13 protein-coding genes are annotated in these 14,289 nt (G+C 65.8%); 7 read left to right on the top strand and 6 right to left on the bottom strand.

The window, feature by feature from the left end; all coding sequences use genetic code 11:
- Positions 1–55: 55 nt before the first annotated feature.
- The 3 genes from FJ974_RS21470 (at position 56) to FJ974_RS21460 (ending at position 2,402) form a co-directional block, all read left to right on the top strand.
- Complete coding sequence (locus FJ974_RS21470; protein ID WP_140539171.1) at positions 56–295, top strand: hypothetical protein; 240 nt, start codon at positions 56–58, stop codon at positions 293–295.
- A gap of 105 nt (positions 296–400) precedes the next feature.
- Complete coding sequence (locus FJ974_RS21465) at positions 401–1,501, top strand: flavin-containing monooxygenase (RefSeq protein WP_226891328.1); 1,101 nt, start codon at positions 401–403, stop codon at positions 1,499–1,501.
- 271 nt (positions 1,502–1,772) lie between these two features.
- On the top strand, positions 1,773–2,402 hold the full coding sequence (locus tag FJ974_RS21460; RefSeq protein WP_140539173.1) for a glutathione S-transferase family protein: 630 nt from the start codon (positions 1,773–1,775) through the stop codon (positions 2,400–2,402).
- Between the two features lie 35 nt (positions 2,403–2,437).
- Here the strand turns inward: FJ974_RS21460 and FJ974_RS21455 are convergent, their stop codons facing one another.
- On the bottom strand, positions 2,438–2,965 hold the full coding sequence (locus FJ974_RS21455; RefSeq protein WP_140539174.1) for an Hsp20/alpha crystallin family protein: 528 nt from the start codon (positions 2,963–2,965) through the stop codon (positions 2,438–2,440).
- Positions 2,966–3,320: 355 nt separating this feature from the next.
- On the opposite strand from FJ974_RS21455, the gene FJ974_RS21450 reads away from it, so the two are divergent.
- Positions 3,321–3,548 carry a hypothetical protein gene (locus FJ974_RS21450; protein WP_140539175.1) on the top strand — a complete coding sequence of 76 codons (228 nt, stop codon included), beginning with the start codon at positions 3,321–3,323 and terminating at the stop codon, positions 3,546–3,548.
- A 24-nt stretch (positions 3,549–3,572) separates the two neighbouring features.
- On the opposite strand, the gene FJ974_RS21445 is transcribed toward FJ974_RS21450, so the two are convergent.
- Together FJ974_RS21445 and FJ974_RS21440 are read right to left on the bottom strand one after the other, a co-directional pair.
- Positions 3,573–4,580: an aldo/keto reductase gene (locus FJ974_RS21445; protein ID WP_140539176.1), complete on the bottom strand. Its 1,008-nt coding sequence runs from the start codon at positions 4,578–4,580 to the stop codon at positions 3,573–3,575.
- A gap of 74 nt (positions 4,581–4,654) precedes the next feature.
- Complete coding sequence (locus tag FJ974_RS21440) at positions 4,655–5,152, bottom strand: GNAT family N-acetyltransferase (protein WP_140539177.1); 498 nt, start codon at positions 5,150–5,152, stop codon at positions 4,655–4,657.
- 328 nt (positions 5,153–5,480) lie between these two features.
- Between FJ974_RS21440 and groL the strand changes: the two genes are divergently transcribed.
- Positions 5,481–7,112 (top strand): chaperonin GroEL, encoded by a 1,632-nt coding sequence (gene groL / locus FJ974_RS21435; RefSeq protein WP_140539178.1) that lies wholly within the window; start codon positions 5,481–5,483, stop codon positions 7,110–7,112.
- Positions 7,113–7,166: 54 nt separating this feature from the next.
- Here groL and FJ974_RS21430 read toward each other — a convergent pair whose 3' ends face one another.
- The 3 genes from FJ974_RS21430 to FJ974_RS21420 form a co-directional block, all read right to left on the bottom strand.
- Entirely contained in the window at positions 7,167–8,183 is a 1,017-nt protein-coding gene (locus FJ974_RS21430) for an ABC transporter permease (RefSeq protein WP_140539179.1), read from the bottom strand.
- On the bottom strand, positions 8,180–9,751 hold the full coding sequence (locus FJ974_RS21425) for a sugar ABC transporter ATP-binding protein (RefSeq protein WP_140539180.1): 1,572 nt from the start codon (positions 9,749–9,751) through the stop codon (positions 8,180–8,182). The genes FJ974_RS21430 and FJ974_RS21425 overlap by 4 nt, the downstream gene beginning before the upstream one ends.
- Positions 9,752–9,853: 102 nt before the next feature.
- Positions 9,854–10,801 (bottom strand): substrate-binding domain-containing protein, encoded by a 948-nt coding sequence (locus FJ974_RS21420; protein WP_140539181.1) that lies wholly within the window; start codon positions 10,799–10,801, stop codon positions 9,854–9,856.
- A 346-nt stretch (positions 10,802–11,147) separates the two neighbouring features.
- Here FJ974_RS21420 and FJ974_RS21415 point away from each other — a divergent pair, with 346 nt between their 5' ends.
- Entirely contained in the window at positions 11,148–11,372 is a 225-nt protein-coding gene (locus tag FJ974_RS21415; RefSeq protein WP_140539182.1) for a hypothetical protein, read from the top strand.
- Between the two features lie 235 nt (positions 11,373–11,607).
- The gene (gene ligD / locus FJ974_RS21410; RefSeq protein WP_140539192.1) at positions 11,608–14,112 is read left to right on the top strand and encodes a DNA ligase D; all 2,505 of its coding nucleotides are present in this window, start codon (positions 11,608–11,610) and stop codon (positions 14,110–14,112) included.
- The last annotated feature ends 177 nt before the right edge of the window (positions 14,113–14,289 follow it).

Raw genomic sequence — 14,289 nt, 5'->3', positions numbered from 1 at the left:
AGCCGCCGCCACGCTCGTTTCCTTGGCATCGTCTCGACCCATGGGGGAGGACACGATGACCCGCAACGACATCATTTCCGTGCTTGGACCCGTCGACGAGGCCGTCATCGCCGACATCGCGATGACCGGCGCCAGCCTCGAGGAATTGCGCGAGGCCTTCGCCTGGATCGGCGCCGACGAGGCGCTGGTCAATGAAGGTCGCGCCATGCCAGGGACGAAGGTGGCGCGGCTGATCGAGATCCTTGAGCCGCCCGAGGATGAGCCCGAGGTGCAGGGCGGGATCGGGATGGATTAAGCTCTTTCCGCTCCCGCCGGGAGAAGCATAGGTGTTTCTCCCCACTTGTCCCCCGTACGCCTCCCGGCATAACCTTTCGCGGCCATGGCGGGGGAGGAAAATCGCTTGGACCCCAATGTCGTCATTGTCGGCGCCGGCCCTGCGGGGCTCGCTGTCGGCGCTTGCTTGAAACAGGCGGGCGTCGAGTTTGTCATCCTCGAAAAGGCCAACGAAGTGGCGCCGGCCTGGCGGCGGCATTACCGGCGGCTGCATTTGCATACGGTGAAGTCGTTTTCCTCGCTGCCCTTCATGCCGTTCCCGAAAAGCCACCCGCGCTATGTGCCGCGTGAGAAGGTCGTCGCCTATCTCGATGCTTATGCTCGACATTTCGGCCTCGCCCCGCGCTTCGGCGTGACCGTGAAGTCGGTCCGGCGCGCGGACGGAAAATTCCTGGTCGAGACCGATGCCGGTGAGATCAGCGCCGGGAAAGTCGTCGTTGCCACCGGCAACAATGCCGAGCCGATCCGTCCGGCCTTTCCTGGCATCGAGGCGTTCAAGGGCAAGGTGCTGCACAGCGCCGCCTATACCGAGGCGACCCCCTATGTCGGCAGGAAGGTGCTGGTCGTCGGCCTGGGCAACACCGGCGCCGAGATCGCGCTCGACCTTGCCGAGTCCGGCGCCCACCCGGCGATCTCGGTGCGCAAGGGCGTCCACATCGTGCCGCGCCAACTGTTCGGCGTGCCGATCCAGATGGTCGGCATCGCCAGCCGGGCGATGCCTCAGGCGCTGAACGACTGGATGTTTCCGAAAATTCTCGACCTTGCGCTGGGCAGGCTGGAGAAATACGGCATCGTCAGGCCGAAGGAAGGCATCCTCAAGCAGATCGGCGGCGGCCGCATCCCGGTCATCGACGTCGGCACGGTAGCGGCGATCAAGGCCGGCCGGATCGGGATTGTGCCCGACATCGCGCGCTTCACCGCGGACGGCGCGAAATTCACCGACGGGCGCGAGCAAAGCTTCGACGCCGTCATCCTCGCCACCGGCTACCGGCCGGGCTACGACAGTTTCGTTCCGGCGGAGCTGCGGCCGGCCAAGAGCGGGCTCAGTCCCCGCTCGTCCGAGCTTGGCCTCTATCTGGTCGGCTTCTACAATCCGGTGACGGGCTTGCTGCGCGAGATCGGCATCGAGGCGAAGGCTGTAGCGAACGATATTGCGGGGCGGGGGTGAGGCGTGGCCGCGGCGGGATGCGCGACGTCGAAGCTGCTGATCTCCCCCCTTGAGGGGGAGATGGCCGGCAGGCCAGAGGGGGTCGTTTCGCGTGAAGCGCTGACGCCCTCAAGAGACGAGAAAAGACGTTGGCGCTCTACGCGCGGCGACTCCCTCTGTCGCCTCCAGCGACATCTCCCTCTCAAGGGGGGAGATTAACCGGCGCCTGAATCGGGTGGCGCCTTTCACTCGCGCCATGCGAAGCAACCCAGCCAAACGAGGAAGCCCCATCATGCTCACGCTCTACGATTATCTCCCCTCGCAAAATGCCTGGAAGGTGCGCGTCCTGCTCGGGCTTTTGGGCATCGCTTACAAAACCCGCATTGTCTCGATCTTCGAGGGCGAGAGTCACACCGAAGTCTTCCTCAAACTCAATCCGGCCGGCGCCGTCCCCGTGCTCGGCCTGGAAGACGGCGCCGCGATCGCCGAGTCCAACGCGATCCTCACCTACCTTGCCGAGGGCTCGCCCTATCAGCCGGCGGACCGCTTCTCGCGCGCCAAGATCATGCAGTGGCTGTTCTTCGAGCAGTACCATGTCGAGCCGGTCATCGGCTCGCTGCGCTATTGGACACTGACCGGGCGGCTGGAGCGCAACCAGGCGATGATCGCTGGCAAGCGTGAGGCTGGCGCCCGCACGCTGGCCGCCCTGGAGCGCAGCCTGGCCGGCACGCCGTTCCTGGTCGGCAGTTCGCTCACCATCGCCGACATCGCCGTCCATGCCTACAGCCACCGCGCCGACGATTGCGGCTTTGCGCTTGCCGATTACCCGGCGGTCACGGCCTGGATGGGGCGGGTGCAAGACGCGATCGGGCCCGGCTATCCGGTCTATCCCTACAGCATCGATCCGCATTCGGCTGGGTGAAGGGCCGGGCGCGGCTGGCGCCCGGCGATCGGATGTCAATGCTTGCTCTTGGCCGAACCGGCGCCGCCGCCGATCGGAATGCGCCTGCCTTTCGCCTGGGCACGCTGGGTCTTCGGCAGCATCACAGTGAGCACGCCGTTATGGAAGTTCGCGCTCACCTTGTCTTCCTCGACCTCGCTGCCGAGCGGAATGCGTCGCTCGAAACGGCCGTAGAAGCGTTCGGAGAACTGCTTGTCCTTATCCTCGCTTTCCGATCGCTTTTCGCCGCGCAGCGTCAGCACGCCATCATCGAGCATCACTTCGATATCCTTCTCTTCCATGCCGGGAATTTCCGCCGTGACGCGGATTTCGCTGCCGGTATCGGAGATTTCCAGGCTCGGCCATCCGGCGCGCGCGCCATAGGCTTCGCCGAGCGAAGGCAGTCTGCTGCCGAAGCCGCGGAACGCGTCATCGAACAGGCGGTTCATCTCACGATGCAGCGCCATGAACGGATCGCGATCATTGTCGCGATAAGGGCCAGGGACGCCCTCCCGGGTCCAGGGAATGAGATCACGAATTGCCATTTCAATGTTCTCCTTTCTCGACTGGTATGGGGCGATGCGGGTGCCTGGGCATCGGACAGCCTGCTGGCTGTGCTTCCTGCGTCAGCCCGACTGGTCGTTCAGCGGGTCAGCCCGGTCGAACGGACCTGGGCGTGTACGGTGCTTGTGCACGAGATCGGCAAGCGCCGATTTGGAGGCGGGCGAGCCAAAGTCAAGGTCGGTTTCCCCGCGGCTCGCGGATTTTTCTTCCCGCAAAGCCGAGGCTTTCCTTCGCCGAAGTCAGCGCACCGGAACGGAAGTCCAGGGCCAGCGTTTCGAAAGACCGGCGCCGTCTCTCGGCCTGGCAACCTGCTTTTTCAGCTAACGGAGACCAGCAATGGCTCGCACCGTCGCTATCGCAATACTTGCCACCGGCATTGCCGGCTTTCCTGCCATGGCGGCCGAGGAATACTGGGTCGCCAGGGACGCCGTCTCGAAGCAGTGCGAGATCGTGCCGAAGAAACCCGACGGGACGCTCGTCGTCGATCTCGGCAAGAAGAAATACGCCAGCGAGGCCGAGGCCAAGAAAGCCATGGAGGCGATGCCGGATTGCAAGACGAAGTAGGCCCCGAAGTCCTGCGCGCTTGCCCTACCGATCCACCATCGACATCGTCCGCTCGTTGTATCGCGGCCCCGAAACCTTGTCCGGCGTCAGCGCCATGTCGAGCCCCAGCATCTCGGTGGCGTCGAGGCTGATGTCGGCGGCGGCGATGTTTTCCTCCAGGTAGGTGCGGCGCTTGGTGCCGGGGATCGGCACGATGTCGATGCCGAATTCCGGTCCCTTGGCCAGCAGCCAGGCGATCGCGATCTGACCGGGCTTGACGCCTTTGGCGGCGGCCACGTCGCGCACGGCACTCGCCGCCGCGACATTGGCGTCGAAATTCTCGCCCTGGTAGCGCGGGTCGCCGCGCCGGAAATCGCCCTCAGGATAGTCCTCGGCGCGCTTGATGTCGCCGGCGAGGAAGCCGCGGCCGAGCGGCGCGAACGGCACCAGGCCGATGCCGAGCTCCTTCAGCAGCGGGATGATCTCCGGTTCCAGATTGCGCTCCCACAACGAATATTCGCTCTGCAGCGCCGAGACCGGGTAGGCGGCGTGCGCGCGGCGTATGTTGGCCGCGCCCGCTTCCGACAGGCCGAAGAAACGCACCTTGCCCTCCGCGATCAACTCGCCGACCGTGCCGGCGACATCCTCCATCGGCACCGCCGGATCGACGCGGTGCTGGTAGAGCAGGTCGATATGGTCGGTGGCGAGCCGCTGAAGCGACGCCTCGACCACCTCGCGTATATGCCCGGGCCGGCTGTCGCGTCCCGTGCCGGCCTGCTTGCCGTCCCTGATCAAGAAACCGAACTTGGTAGCGATGGTAACCGCGTCGCGCCGGCCCTTCAGGGCGCGGCCGAGCAGTTCCTCGTTGGTGAAGGGCCCGTAGACTTCGGCCGTGTCGAGGAAGGTGCAGCCAAGCTCGATCGCCCGATGCAGCGTGGCGATCGATTCCGCCTCGTCGGCCGGCCCGTAGGACTGGCTCATGCCCATGCAGCCGAGGCCGATCGCCGACACGACGAGCCCCTGGCCGCCGAGTTTGTGTGTGCCGAGGCTCATGGATTTTTCTCCGGAGGAATTTGCAGCCCGGCTAAATGATAGGGTCCTTAGGCGAGGCGTCCAGCTTTGGCGCCTCAAGCCCTTGGCAGCAGCCGGCGCATGATCAGCGAGGCATGGCCGGCTACGCCATGTGCTGCCGGCCGATGCTCGACCACCTCAAAACCGTGCTTGCGGTAGAAGGCGATCGCCCGGTCATTGCCCTCGATCACCTCCAGCGCGATCGATGGGATGCCGGCGTGGGCGGCCAGCACCGCATGCAAAAGATCGACGGCGAGGCCGCTGCCGAATTCCTGCGGCTCGACGTGCAGCCGGTTGAGCGTGACGTCGCCACGATCGTCCATCTCCGCCATGGCGTAGCCGGCGATCGAGCCGTCGGGCCGCTCGGCGACGAAGGACATTTTGTTGTCGTCCTCAAGTTCCGCCGCCAGCTTCTGGGGCGCGTGCCTGTCGTCGGACAATTGCGCCGCGGTCTCATCGCCCAGTATCGGTGAATAGGTCCGCCGCCAGGATTGGCCGAGCAGCCGCGATACCGTTGACGCGTCCGTTTTCGTCATCGCTCGGATGTGGACCATTCGCCATCTCCCTCGTTCGCCGGCGCAAGGGCGGCGCCGCGGCGCACTACTGCAGCTTGCGCGCGTTCCTGGCAAGGCCGGTAGCCAGCCTCCACCTGAACGGGCCGATGGGGCAGAGTGTTCCGATGCTGCGTCGCACAAGGTCATCTCGTTCCCGGGACATCCCTGCGCCTGCTCCGCAATCCCGAATAACCCCATGATTACAGGGCGTTGAAATACCGGCGGATGTCGAAAGATTCCAGGCCGCCGCCCTTGAAACCCCTCGGCGCCAGACTAGTTCGATAGGCGCGCGGGGTCCGGCAAAAAAGGCTCGCGGAGGGAGAGTTCCATGGCTGCCAAGGAAGTAAAATTCCACACCGAGGCGCGCGAGAAGATGCTGCGCGGCGTCGATATCCTGGCCGACGCGGTAAAGGTGACGCTCGGCCCCAAGGGTCGCAACGTGGTCATCGACAAGTCGTACGGCGCCCCGCGCATCACCAAGGACGGCGTGACGGTGGCGAAGGAGATCGAACTGCTCGATAAGTTCGAGAACATGGGTGCGCAGATGGTGCGCGAAGTGGCGTCGAAGACCAGCGACGTCGCCGGCGACGGCACCACCACCGCCACGGTTCTCGCCCAAGCCATCGTTCAGGAGGGCAACAGGGCGGTTGCCGCCGGCATGAACCCTATGGATTTGAAGCGGGGCATCGACAAGGCCGTCGAGGCCATTGTCGTCGAATTGAAGGCCAATGCCCGCAAGGTGACCAGGAATGACGAGATCGCCCAGGTCGGCACCATCTCGGCCAATGGCGATGCCGAGATCGGCCGCTTCCTGGCCGAAGCGATGCAGAAGGTCGGCAACGAAGGCGTCATCACCGTCGAGGAAGCCAAGACCGCCGAGACCGAGCTCGAAGTGGTCGAAGGCATGCAGTTCGACCGCGGCTATCTCTCGCCTTACTTCATAACCAACCAGGACAAGATGCGCGTCGAGCTGGAAGAAACCTATCTGCTGATCCACGAGAAGAAGCTGTCCAACCTGCAGGCACTGCTGCCGATCCTGGAGGCGGTGGTGCAGTCGGCCAAGCCGCTTTTGATCATCGCCGAGGATGTCGAAGGCGAGGCGCTGGCCACGCTGGTGGTCAACAAGCTGCGCGGCGGCCTCAAGGTCGCCGCCGTCAAGGCGCCCGGCTTCGGCGACCGTCGCAAGGCAATGCTGGAGGACATCGCCATCCTCGTCGGCGGCACGGCGATCTCCGAGGATCTCGGCATCAAGCTGGAGAACGTCACGCTGGAGATGCTCGGTCGCGCCAGGAAGGTGGAAATTGAGAAGGAGACCACAACCATTGTCGACGGCGCCGGCCGCAAGGACGAGATACAGGGCCGCATAGGCCAGATCAAGGCGCAGATCGAGGAAACCACGTCCGACTATGACCGGGAGAAGCTGCAGGAGCGGCTGGCCAAGCTCGCCGGCGGCGTCGCCGTCATCCGCGTCGGCGGCTCGACCGAGGTCGAGGTGAGGGAGCGCAAGGACCGCGTTGACGATGCCATGCACGCCACCCGCGCCGCGGTCGAGGAAGGCATCCTGCCCGGTGGCGGCGTGGCGCTGCTGCGGGTGGCGAAGGCACTCGACGCAGTCGATGTCGCCAATCCCGACCAGAGGACCGGTGTCGAGATCGTGCGTCGCGCGCTGGAGACGCCGGTGCGCCAGATCGCCGAGAACGCCGGCGCTGAAGGCTCGATCATCGTCGGCAAGCTGCGCGAGAACCCGCAATTCTCCTTCGGCTGGAACGCGCAGACTGGCGACTATGGCGACCTTTATGGGCAGGGCGTGATCGACCCGGCCAAGGTGGTGCGCACCGCATTGCAGGACGCCGCCTCCATCGCTGGCCTCTTGGTCACCACCGAGGCGATGGTGGCTGAGAAGCCGAAGAAGGAAGCCGCCGGCCCGCCCATGCCTCCCGGTGGCGGCACGGGTTACTGAGGGCGGCCTTCTCCTCTGGCCGGCGCCATTTGCCTCTTGGGCAGTGCCTGATCGTCATCGCCTTACGCGCGATTTCAGCCAGCGATCGAAAGCCACGGCGAGGATCAGGATCAGGCCTATGACGATGCTTTGCGTATAGGACGAAACGTTGTTGAACTGCAGTCCGTTCTGCAGCACGCCGATCAGCGCGGCGCCCACCACCGTGCCGCCGACGCTGCCGATGCCGCCGAACAGCGAGGTGCCGCCGATGACCACGGCCGAGATCACCGTCAGCTCATAGCCGATCCCGGCGACCGCCTCGGACGAGTTCAGCCGTGCCGAAAGCACGAAGGCGGCAAGACCGGCGAAGAAGCCGACGATAACGTAGACCGAGACCAGGACGCGGTCGACGCGCAGGCCCGACAGCCTTGCGGCCTCGGCATTGCCGCCGACGGCATAGACCGCGCGGCCGTAGCGCGTATAGCGCAGGACGATGTGGCAAAGGATCGCCGCCGCCGCGAAGATCAGCGCAGGCACCGGCACCGGGCCGATCAGGCCGGTGCCGAACCATCGCATCGAGGCGTCGAAGCCGGAGATCGGCCCGCCGCTGGAGATGGTCAGCGTCAGGCCGCGGAACACCGTCAGCCCGCCCAGCGTCACCACGAAGGGCGGCACCTTGAGCCTGGTGATGGCAAGGCCCTGGACGCCGCCGGCCACGGCGCCGACGACGACGGCCGCCAGAAGTGCCGCGAACCAGCCGTAGCCTTGCGTGCCGCTGGTCGACAGCGACAGCGTGTTGGCGGTGCCGCCCTTCGCCACCACCGCCGCGACCATGCCGCAGAAGGCAAGCAGCGAGCCGACCGACAGATCGATGCCGGCGGTGAGGATGACGAAGGTCATGCCGAGCGCGATCAGCCCGGTGATCGAGATCTGCCTGAGGATGTTGAACAGGTTGATCGGGTCGATGAAACTCGGCTTCAGTACGGTGAAGACGACGATCAGCACCGCCAGGAACATCAGCGGACCGAAGCTCATCAGAATTCGCGCGAAACTGACGTGGCTGCGCCGGGGCTGTTCGGTGGTGCTGGTCATTCTATCGCTTCCTGCCTGCGGTCGAGCGCCATCAGTTCCATCAGTTTCTCCTCGGTCGCCTCGATGCCCGGCATCTCGCCGGTGATGCGGCCGCGCCGCATGGTGACGATGCGGTCCGACACGGCGAGCACTTCCGGCAGCTCCGACGAGATCATCATGACGGCGATGCCGCGGGCGGCAAGCTGCACCAGGATCTGGTGCACCTCGGCCTTGGCGCCGACATCGACGCCGCGCGTCGGCTCGTCGACGATCAGCACCTTGGGGTCGCGCGCCAGCCAGCGGGCAAGGATCACCTTCTGCTGGTTGCCGCCCGAAAGTCCCTCGATCGCCTGCTCGGGCGAGGCCATGCGGATCGACAGTGCCTTGCGGTAGTTCGCCAGCGCCTCGCGCTCGCGCCGCTCGGTCATGAAGCCGGCGGCATTGCTGTAGCGGCCAAGCGCCGCGATCGAGAAATTGGTGAGGATAGCGAGCGTCGCGAAGATCGCCTGCTGCTTGCGGTCCTCCGGCACCAGCCCGATGCCGAGCGCGATCGCATCGGCCGGCGAGGCCGGCGCGATCGGCTGGCCGTCGAGCGCGACGGTGCCCGCGGCGATGCGGTCGGCGCCGAAGATGGCGCGGGCAAGCTCGGTGCGGCCGGAACCGACAAGGCCGGCGACTCCGAGGATTTCCCCCGCCTTGACGTCGAGGTCGACGCCTTCGAGCACGATGGCGTGCGGCGCCTGCGGGTCGCGCACCGTTCGCAGGCCGCGCACCGAAAGCCTGACATCGCCGGCGACGTCGCGCTGGGTCGGCCTGGCATAGAGCTCGGAAGCGGCGCGGCCGACCATCTTCTCGATGATCTTGGGCAGCTTGATCGGCCCGCCCTGGCGGTCGAGATGCCCAGCCAGCCGGCCGTCGCGCAGCACCGTCATGCGGTCGCAGATGGCGGACGCTTCCTCCAGCCGATGGGTGACGAACATGATGGCGACGCCGGCCTTGCGCAGCCGGTCCATGATCGACATCAGCCGCTGCACCTCGGTCTCGGTGAGCGCCGAGGTCGGCTCGTCCATGATGATCAGGCGGCTTTGCAGCGACAGCCCGCGCGCGATCTCGACCAGTTGCTGCTCGGCCACCGACAGCGCCGACACCGGCGTCGCCGGATCGAGGTCGAGGCCAACGCGCGCAATGATGCCGCGCGAATCTTGCTCCATCCTGCGCCAGCTCACCAGCCCCAGCGGCCCGAGCGGCGCGCGGCCGATGAAGATGTTTTCGGCCACCGTCAGCGACGGTATCAGGCTGAGCTCCTGATAGATGGTGACGATGCCGTGCCGCTTGGCGTCCTGCGGGCTGGCCGGGCTGTATTCGGCGCCGTCGATCAGGATGCGGCCGCTGGAGGGCGCCATCACGCCGGACAGGATCTTGAGCAGCGTCGACTTGCCGGCGCCGTTCTCGCCGAGCAGACCGAGGATTTCGCCGGCACGCACATCGAGCGAGACATCGCTCAGCGCGGTCACGCCGGCGAAGCGCTTGGTGACGCCTTCGACGGCGAGCAGCGCTGGCGCCGGCGATGCGGCTTCGGCTAGGGACAAAGCTGGCTCCTTTGTTGCAATGTCACGCCAACACGGCGCTCGAACACCCCCTCTGTTCTGCCGGGCAGAGGGGGTGCCGTCCCGCCGACCTTCGCAATCGGCCTACTTCGTCTCGTTCAGCCGTTCCGCCTTGTCGAGATTGTCCTTGGTGATGACGATCGGCGTCAAAAGCACCAGCTTTTCCTTCGGCTCGGTCTTGTCCTTGGCGTAGGCGACGGCGATCTGCACCGCGGTGCGCGACTGCTCGCCGGGGAACTGTTCGACGGTGCCGGCAAGCTTGCCGTCGCGCACCGCGACCAGGGCTTCCGGAAGCGCGTCGAAGCCGAAGATCTTGACGTCGCTGAAGTTGCGGGCGGCACAGGCTTCCAGCGCGCCTAGCGCCATGTCGTCATTGGCGCAGATGATGCCGTCCGGCTTGCCATTGGCGGCGAGGCCCGCCTCGGTCACGGTCAGCGCTTCGGCGCGGGCGAAGTTGGCGGTCTGCTCGTAGATGATCTGGTATTTGTCCTTCAGCGGATCGAGCACATTGTGCACGCCCTTGTTGCGGTCGATCGCCGGACCGGCGCCGGGCTGGCCCTGCAGGTGGAAGAGCTTGGCCCCGTTGGGGAACGCCGCCACCACGGCCTTGGCCTCGGCCTCGCCGCCCTTGACGTTGTCGGCGCCGACATGGGCAAGGATGCCCTCGACCCCGTCGACGCGGCGGTCGATGGTGACCACCGGAATGCCTGCCTTGACCGCCTCGTCGATGGCCGGAGCCAAGGCGTTGACGTCAAGCGGCGAGATGACAATGGCGTTGACCTTCTGCACGATCGCCGCCTCGATGTCGGCCGTCTGCTTGGGCGCCGAGTTCTGGCCATCGCTCTCGGTCAGGTTGACGCCCTGCGCCTGGGCTTCCGCCTTGATCTCGTTCAGCATATGCACGAAGAACGGGAAGCCGAGATTGGGCACCGAACCGAGCACGCTGAGCTTGTCGGCGGCAAAGGCAAGGGGCGCTGCCAGCACGACGGCGCCGGTCGCCACGGACGACAGCAAAAATTCGCGTCTGTTCATCGATCATCCTCCACAGGGACGCGTGACCGCGAAAGCCGTAAACCGGCTTCGGGAAGGGTCAGCGTCGGTTCAACAATGGAGTGACCTGTGAGCGCCCATGGGGACGCACGGCGCTCCAGCCGGTTCGCCGCGACGTTCTCCTCCGCTCGGCGCCGGCGCAAGGATGCTAGCCAAGGGCAAACGATTGCGCAAGAACGGGCGAGGGGCCGAAATTGGCGGCGAGGCTGGCGATCTTCCCGCAAGGTGGATCGGCCCATCACCGTTTGCGAAATTGACTCGCCCCTCGCTCTCGGCCATCCTTGTTGGACAGCCGCTAACTCGGCGGCAGCGTGTTGCGAGTGAGGCCATGGCCAGTCCCGGTGCCAGAGAGAAGTCCCGCCGCGCTGCGGTGAAGAAAGCGCTCGATCGCCACAAGGTCTATGTCACCGCGCAGAGCTTTTCCGACGGCACTTACAGGGCGCGCGTGCTGGTTGATGGCGAGGCCTATTGGGTCGACGAATTCCGGCTTGCCCAGCTCAGGCAGGGCCTGTCGCCAGCCGAGCTCGAACTGACGCCGGCCACCGACGATTGAGCGTGGCAGCCATCCCTTCGTCATCCCAGGGCGGAGCAGGAGCGAAGCGACGTCGCGGAGACCCTGGGATCCATGCCGTGACATCAAAGCGCCGCTGCGGTCCAAAACCTGCTTCGCTGCATTCTACGGCTGATGTTACGGCATGGATCCTCGGGTCAAGCCCGAGGATGACGACCTCAGGGTTCGCGGGAACGCGGCGCCGGAAAGCCGCGCTTTCCGCCACCCCCGCCTAACCATGCCAGCCCCGCCCAAACTCAAAACCTACCGCGCCAAGCGCGAATTCAGCCGCACGCCGGAGCCGGCGGGCGGGACGGTCGACGAGGAGGGCAACCGTTTCGTCGTCCACAAGCATCATGCCACAGCCGACCACTACGACCTGCGTCTCGAAGTCGGCGGCGTGCTCAAAAGCTGGGCGGTGCCGCGCGGGCCTTCGCTCAACCCGGCCGACAAGCGGCTGGCGGTCGAGACCGAGGACCATCCGCTCGAATATATCGACTTCGAGGGTGTCATCCCCGAGGGCGAATATGGCGGCGGGCCGATGATTGTCTGGGACAGCGGCACCTGGGCGCCGATGGACGATGTCGACAAAAGCCTGCGTACCGGCGCCTTCAAATTTCGGCTGGCCGGCCAGAAGCTGAACGGCGGCTGGATGCTGACCAGGCTGAAGCCCAAGCCTGGCGAGGATGAGGCGAAGAAGAACTGGCTCTTGTTCAAGGAGCGCGATCTCGCCTCCGACACCACGCTCGACATCCTCGAGGCGCGGCCGGAAAGCGTGAAGTCCGGCCGCCGCATCGAGGAACTGGTAGCGCCGCCGAAAAAGCCGGCGCGGCTGCCGCCGAAACCCGGCTCGCTGAAGCCCGGCGCGCTGCCTGGCGCCGTCAAGGCGCCGCCGCCCGCCCGCATCGAGCCGCAGCTGGCCACGCAAGTGCCGAAGCCGCCGGGCGGCGAGGGGCCTGCCGAGGACACCGGCGAGCTGTGGCTGCACGAGATCAAGTTCGACGGCTACCGCACCATGGCGCATGTCGTCGACGGCGAGGCGCGGCTTGTCACCCGCGGCGGCATCGACTGGACGAAGCGCTATGGCGATCTCCCGCAGGCCTTTTCGCGGCTGCCGGTCCAACAGGCGATCATCGACGGCGAGATCATGGTGCTCGACGAGAAGGGCATCTCCCGGTTCGCGCTGCTGCAGGACGCGCTGGCCGAAGGTGCCGGCTCCAAGCTGCATTTCTACGCTTTCGACCTGCTTCACCTCGATGGCTGGGACCTGCGCAAGGCGCCGTTGCAGCAGCGGAAAGCCTTGCTTGCCGAGCTGCTTGCCGGCCAGGCCGCCAACGCCGCCATCCAGTACAGCGACCATGTCGAGGGCGACGGGCGGGGACTCTATGAACAGGCCTCGGATCTCGGGCTGGAAGGCGTCGTCTCCAAGCGCGCCGACGCCATCTATCAGAGCGGCCGTACCAAGAGCTGGACCAAGGTTAAGGCGCAAAAGACGGATGATTTCGTCATCGCCGGCTATACCGTATCCGACCGGGCGGAAGGGTTAGCGGCGCTCGGCATGGCCGAGTTCGTCGATGGCGAATTGCACTATCGCGGCAAGGTCGGGACCGGCTTCGACCGCGACATGGCGGTTGACCTGCTCGCCCGGCTGGAGCGGTTGACCGCCGGCGCCAGTCCTCCCGAAGGCGTGCCGCGCGAGATCATGCGCGAGATGCGCTGGGTCAAGCCCCTGCTGTCGGCCCGCGTCCGCTATTCGAACCGTACCGCCGACAATGCGATCCGCCACGGGGTCTTCCGCGGCCTGCGCGATGTCGGCGGGCTGACCACGCCGGTCCCTGTCAAGCGCAAGCGGCTGATCGCGGAGTCGGACCTCGCCACCATCTGGGTCACCAATCCGGAGCGCCGGCTGTTCGGCAGGACCGGCCCGACCAAGCTCGACATCGCCGTCTACTACGCGTTGGTCGGCGACTTCATGCTGCCGCACATCATCGGCCGCCCGGTGTCGCTGGTGCGCTGCCCGACCGGCAAGCCGCAGGACTGCTTCTTCCAGCGCCACGCCTTCACCGGCATGCCGCCTTCGGTGGCGGTGTTCGAGAGCACCAATTCGGAGGGCGAGACAAAAACCTATCTGTCGGTCGAGGACGCCAGGGGCTACCTGGCGCTGGCGCAATTCGGCGTCGTGGAATTCCACACCTGGGGCACGCACCGGACCAAACTCGACAAGCCCGACCAGATCGTCTTCGACCTCGACCCGGGCGAGGGGATTTCCTGGCGCGAGGTGGTCGAGGCGGCGGTCCACATCAAGGCCGGGCTGGAGGGCCTTGGCCTGGTGCCGTTCGCCAAGACGTCGGGTGGCAAGGGTATCCACATCACCGTGCCGGTGACGAGGAAGCAGAACTGGAAGAAATTGCACCAGGTATCGAGCGCGATTTCGACTTTCCTCGCCGCCACCGCGCCAGACACCTTCACCACCACCATGGGCAAGGAAAACCGCAAGAAGCGCATCTTCATCGACTTTCACCGCAACGCCCGCGGCCACACCTCCGCCGCCCCCTATTCGCTGCGCGCCCGCACCAACCTCCCGGCCTCGACCCCGGTGAGCTGGACGGATCTGGAAGCGATCGACGCGCCCGAGGACCTGAACTACGCCTCGCTGCCGGGGTTGCTCGAGACGTCGGGGGATCCGTGGGCGGACATTGATGAGTTCGCCAGGGATTTGCCGACATTGGCAGCGCCGAAGTAAGCCGCGGATGGCGGCTCGGCCAATCGCCGGCGTCTGAAATTCGTCTCCATCGACGATGCCTATAATTTGAATTATCCTCTGCGCCAGCCCGCTCCAAAACACTTCGCTAGGGATTTGGCCGTAAGGTGCGGGGTCGGTGTAGGATTTCCACAGCGCCAACCGTCCTTAAGCGGGAGC

It is taken from the genome of Mesorhizobium sp. B1-1-8 (assembly GCF_006442795.2).
Taxonomy (GTDB): Bacteria; Pseudomonadota; Alphaproteobacteria; order Rhizobiales; family Rhizobiaceae; genus Mesorhizobium.
This window is presented reverse-complemented; position numbering and strand designations above follow the sequence as displayed.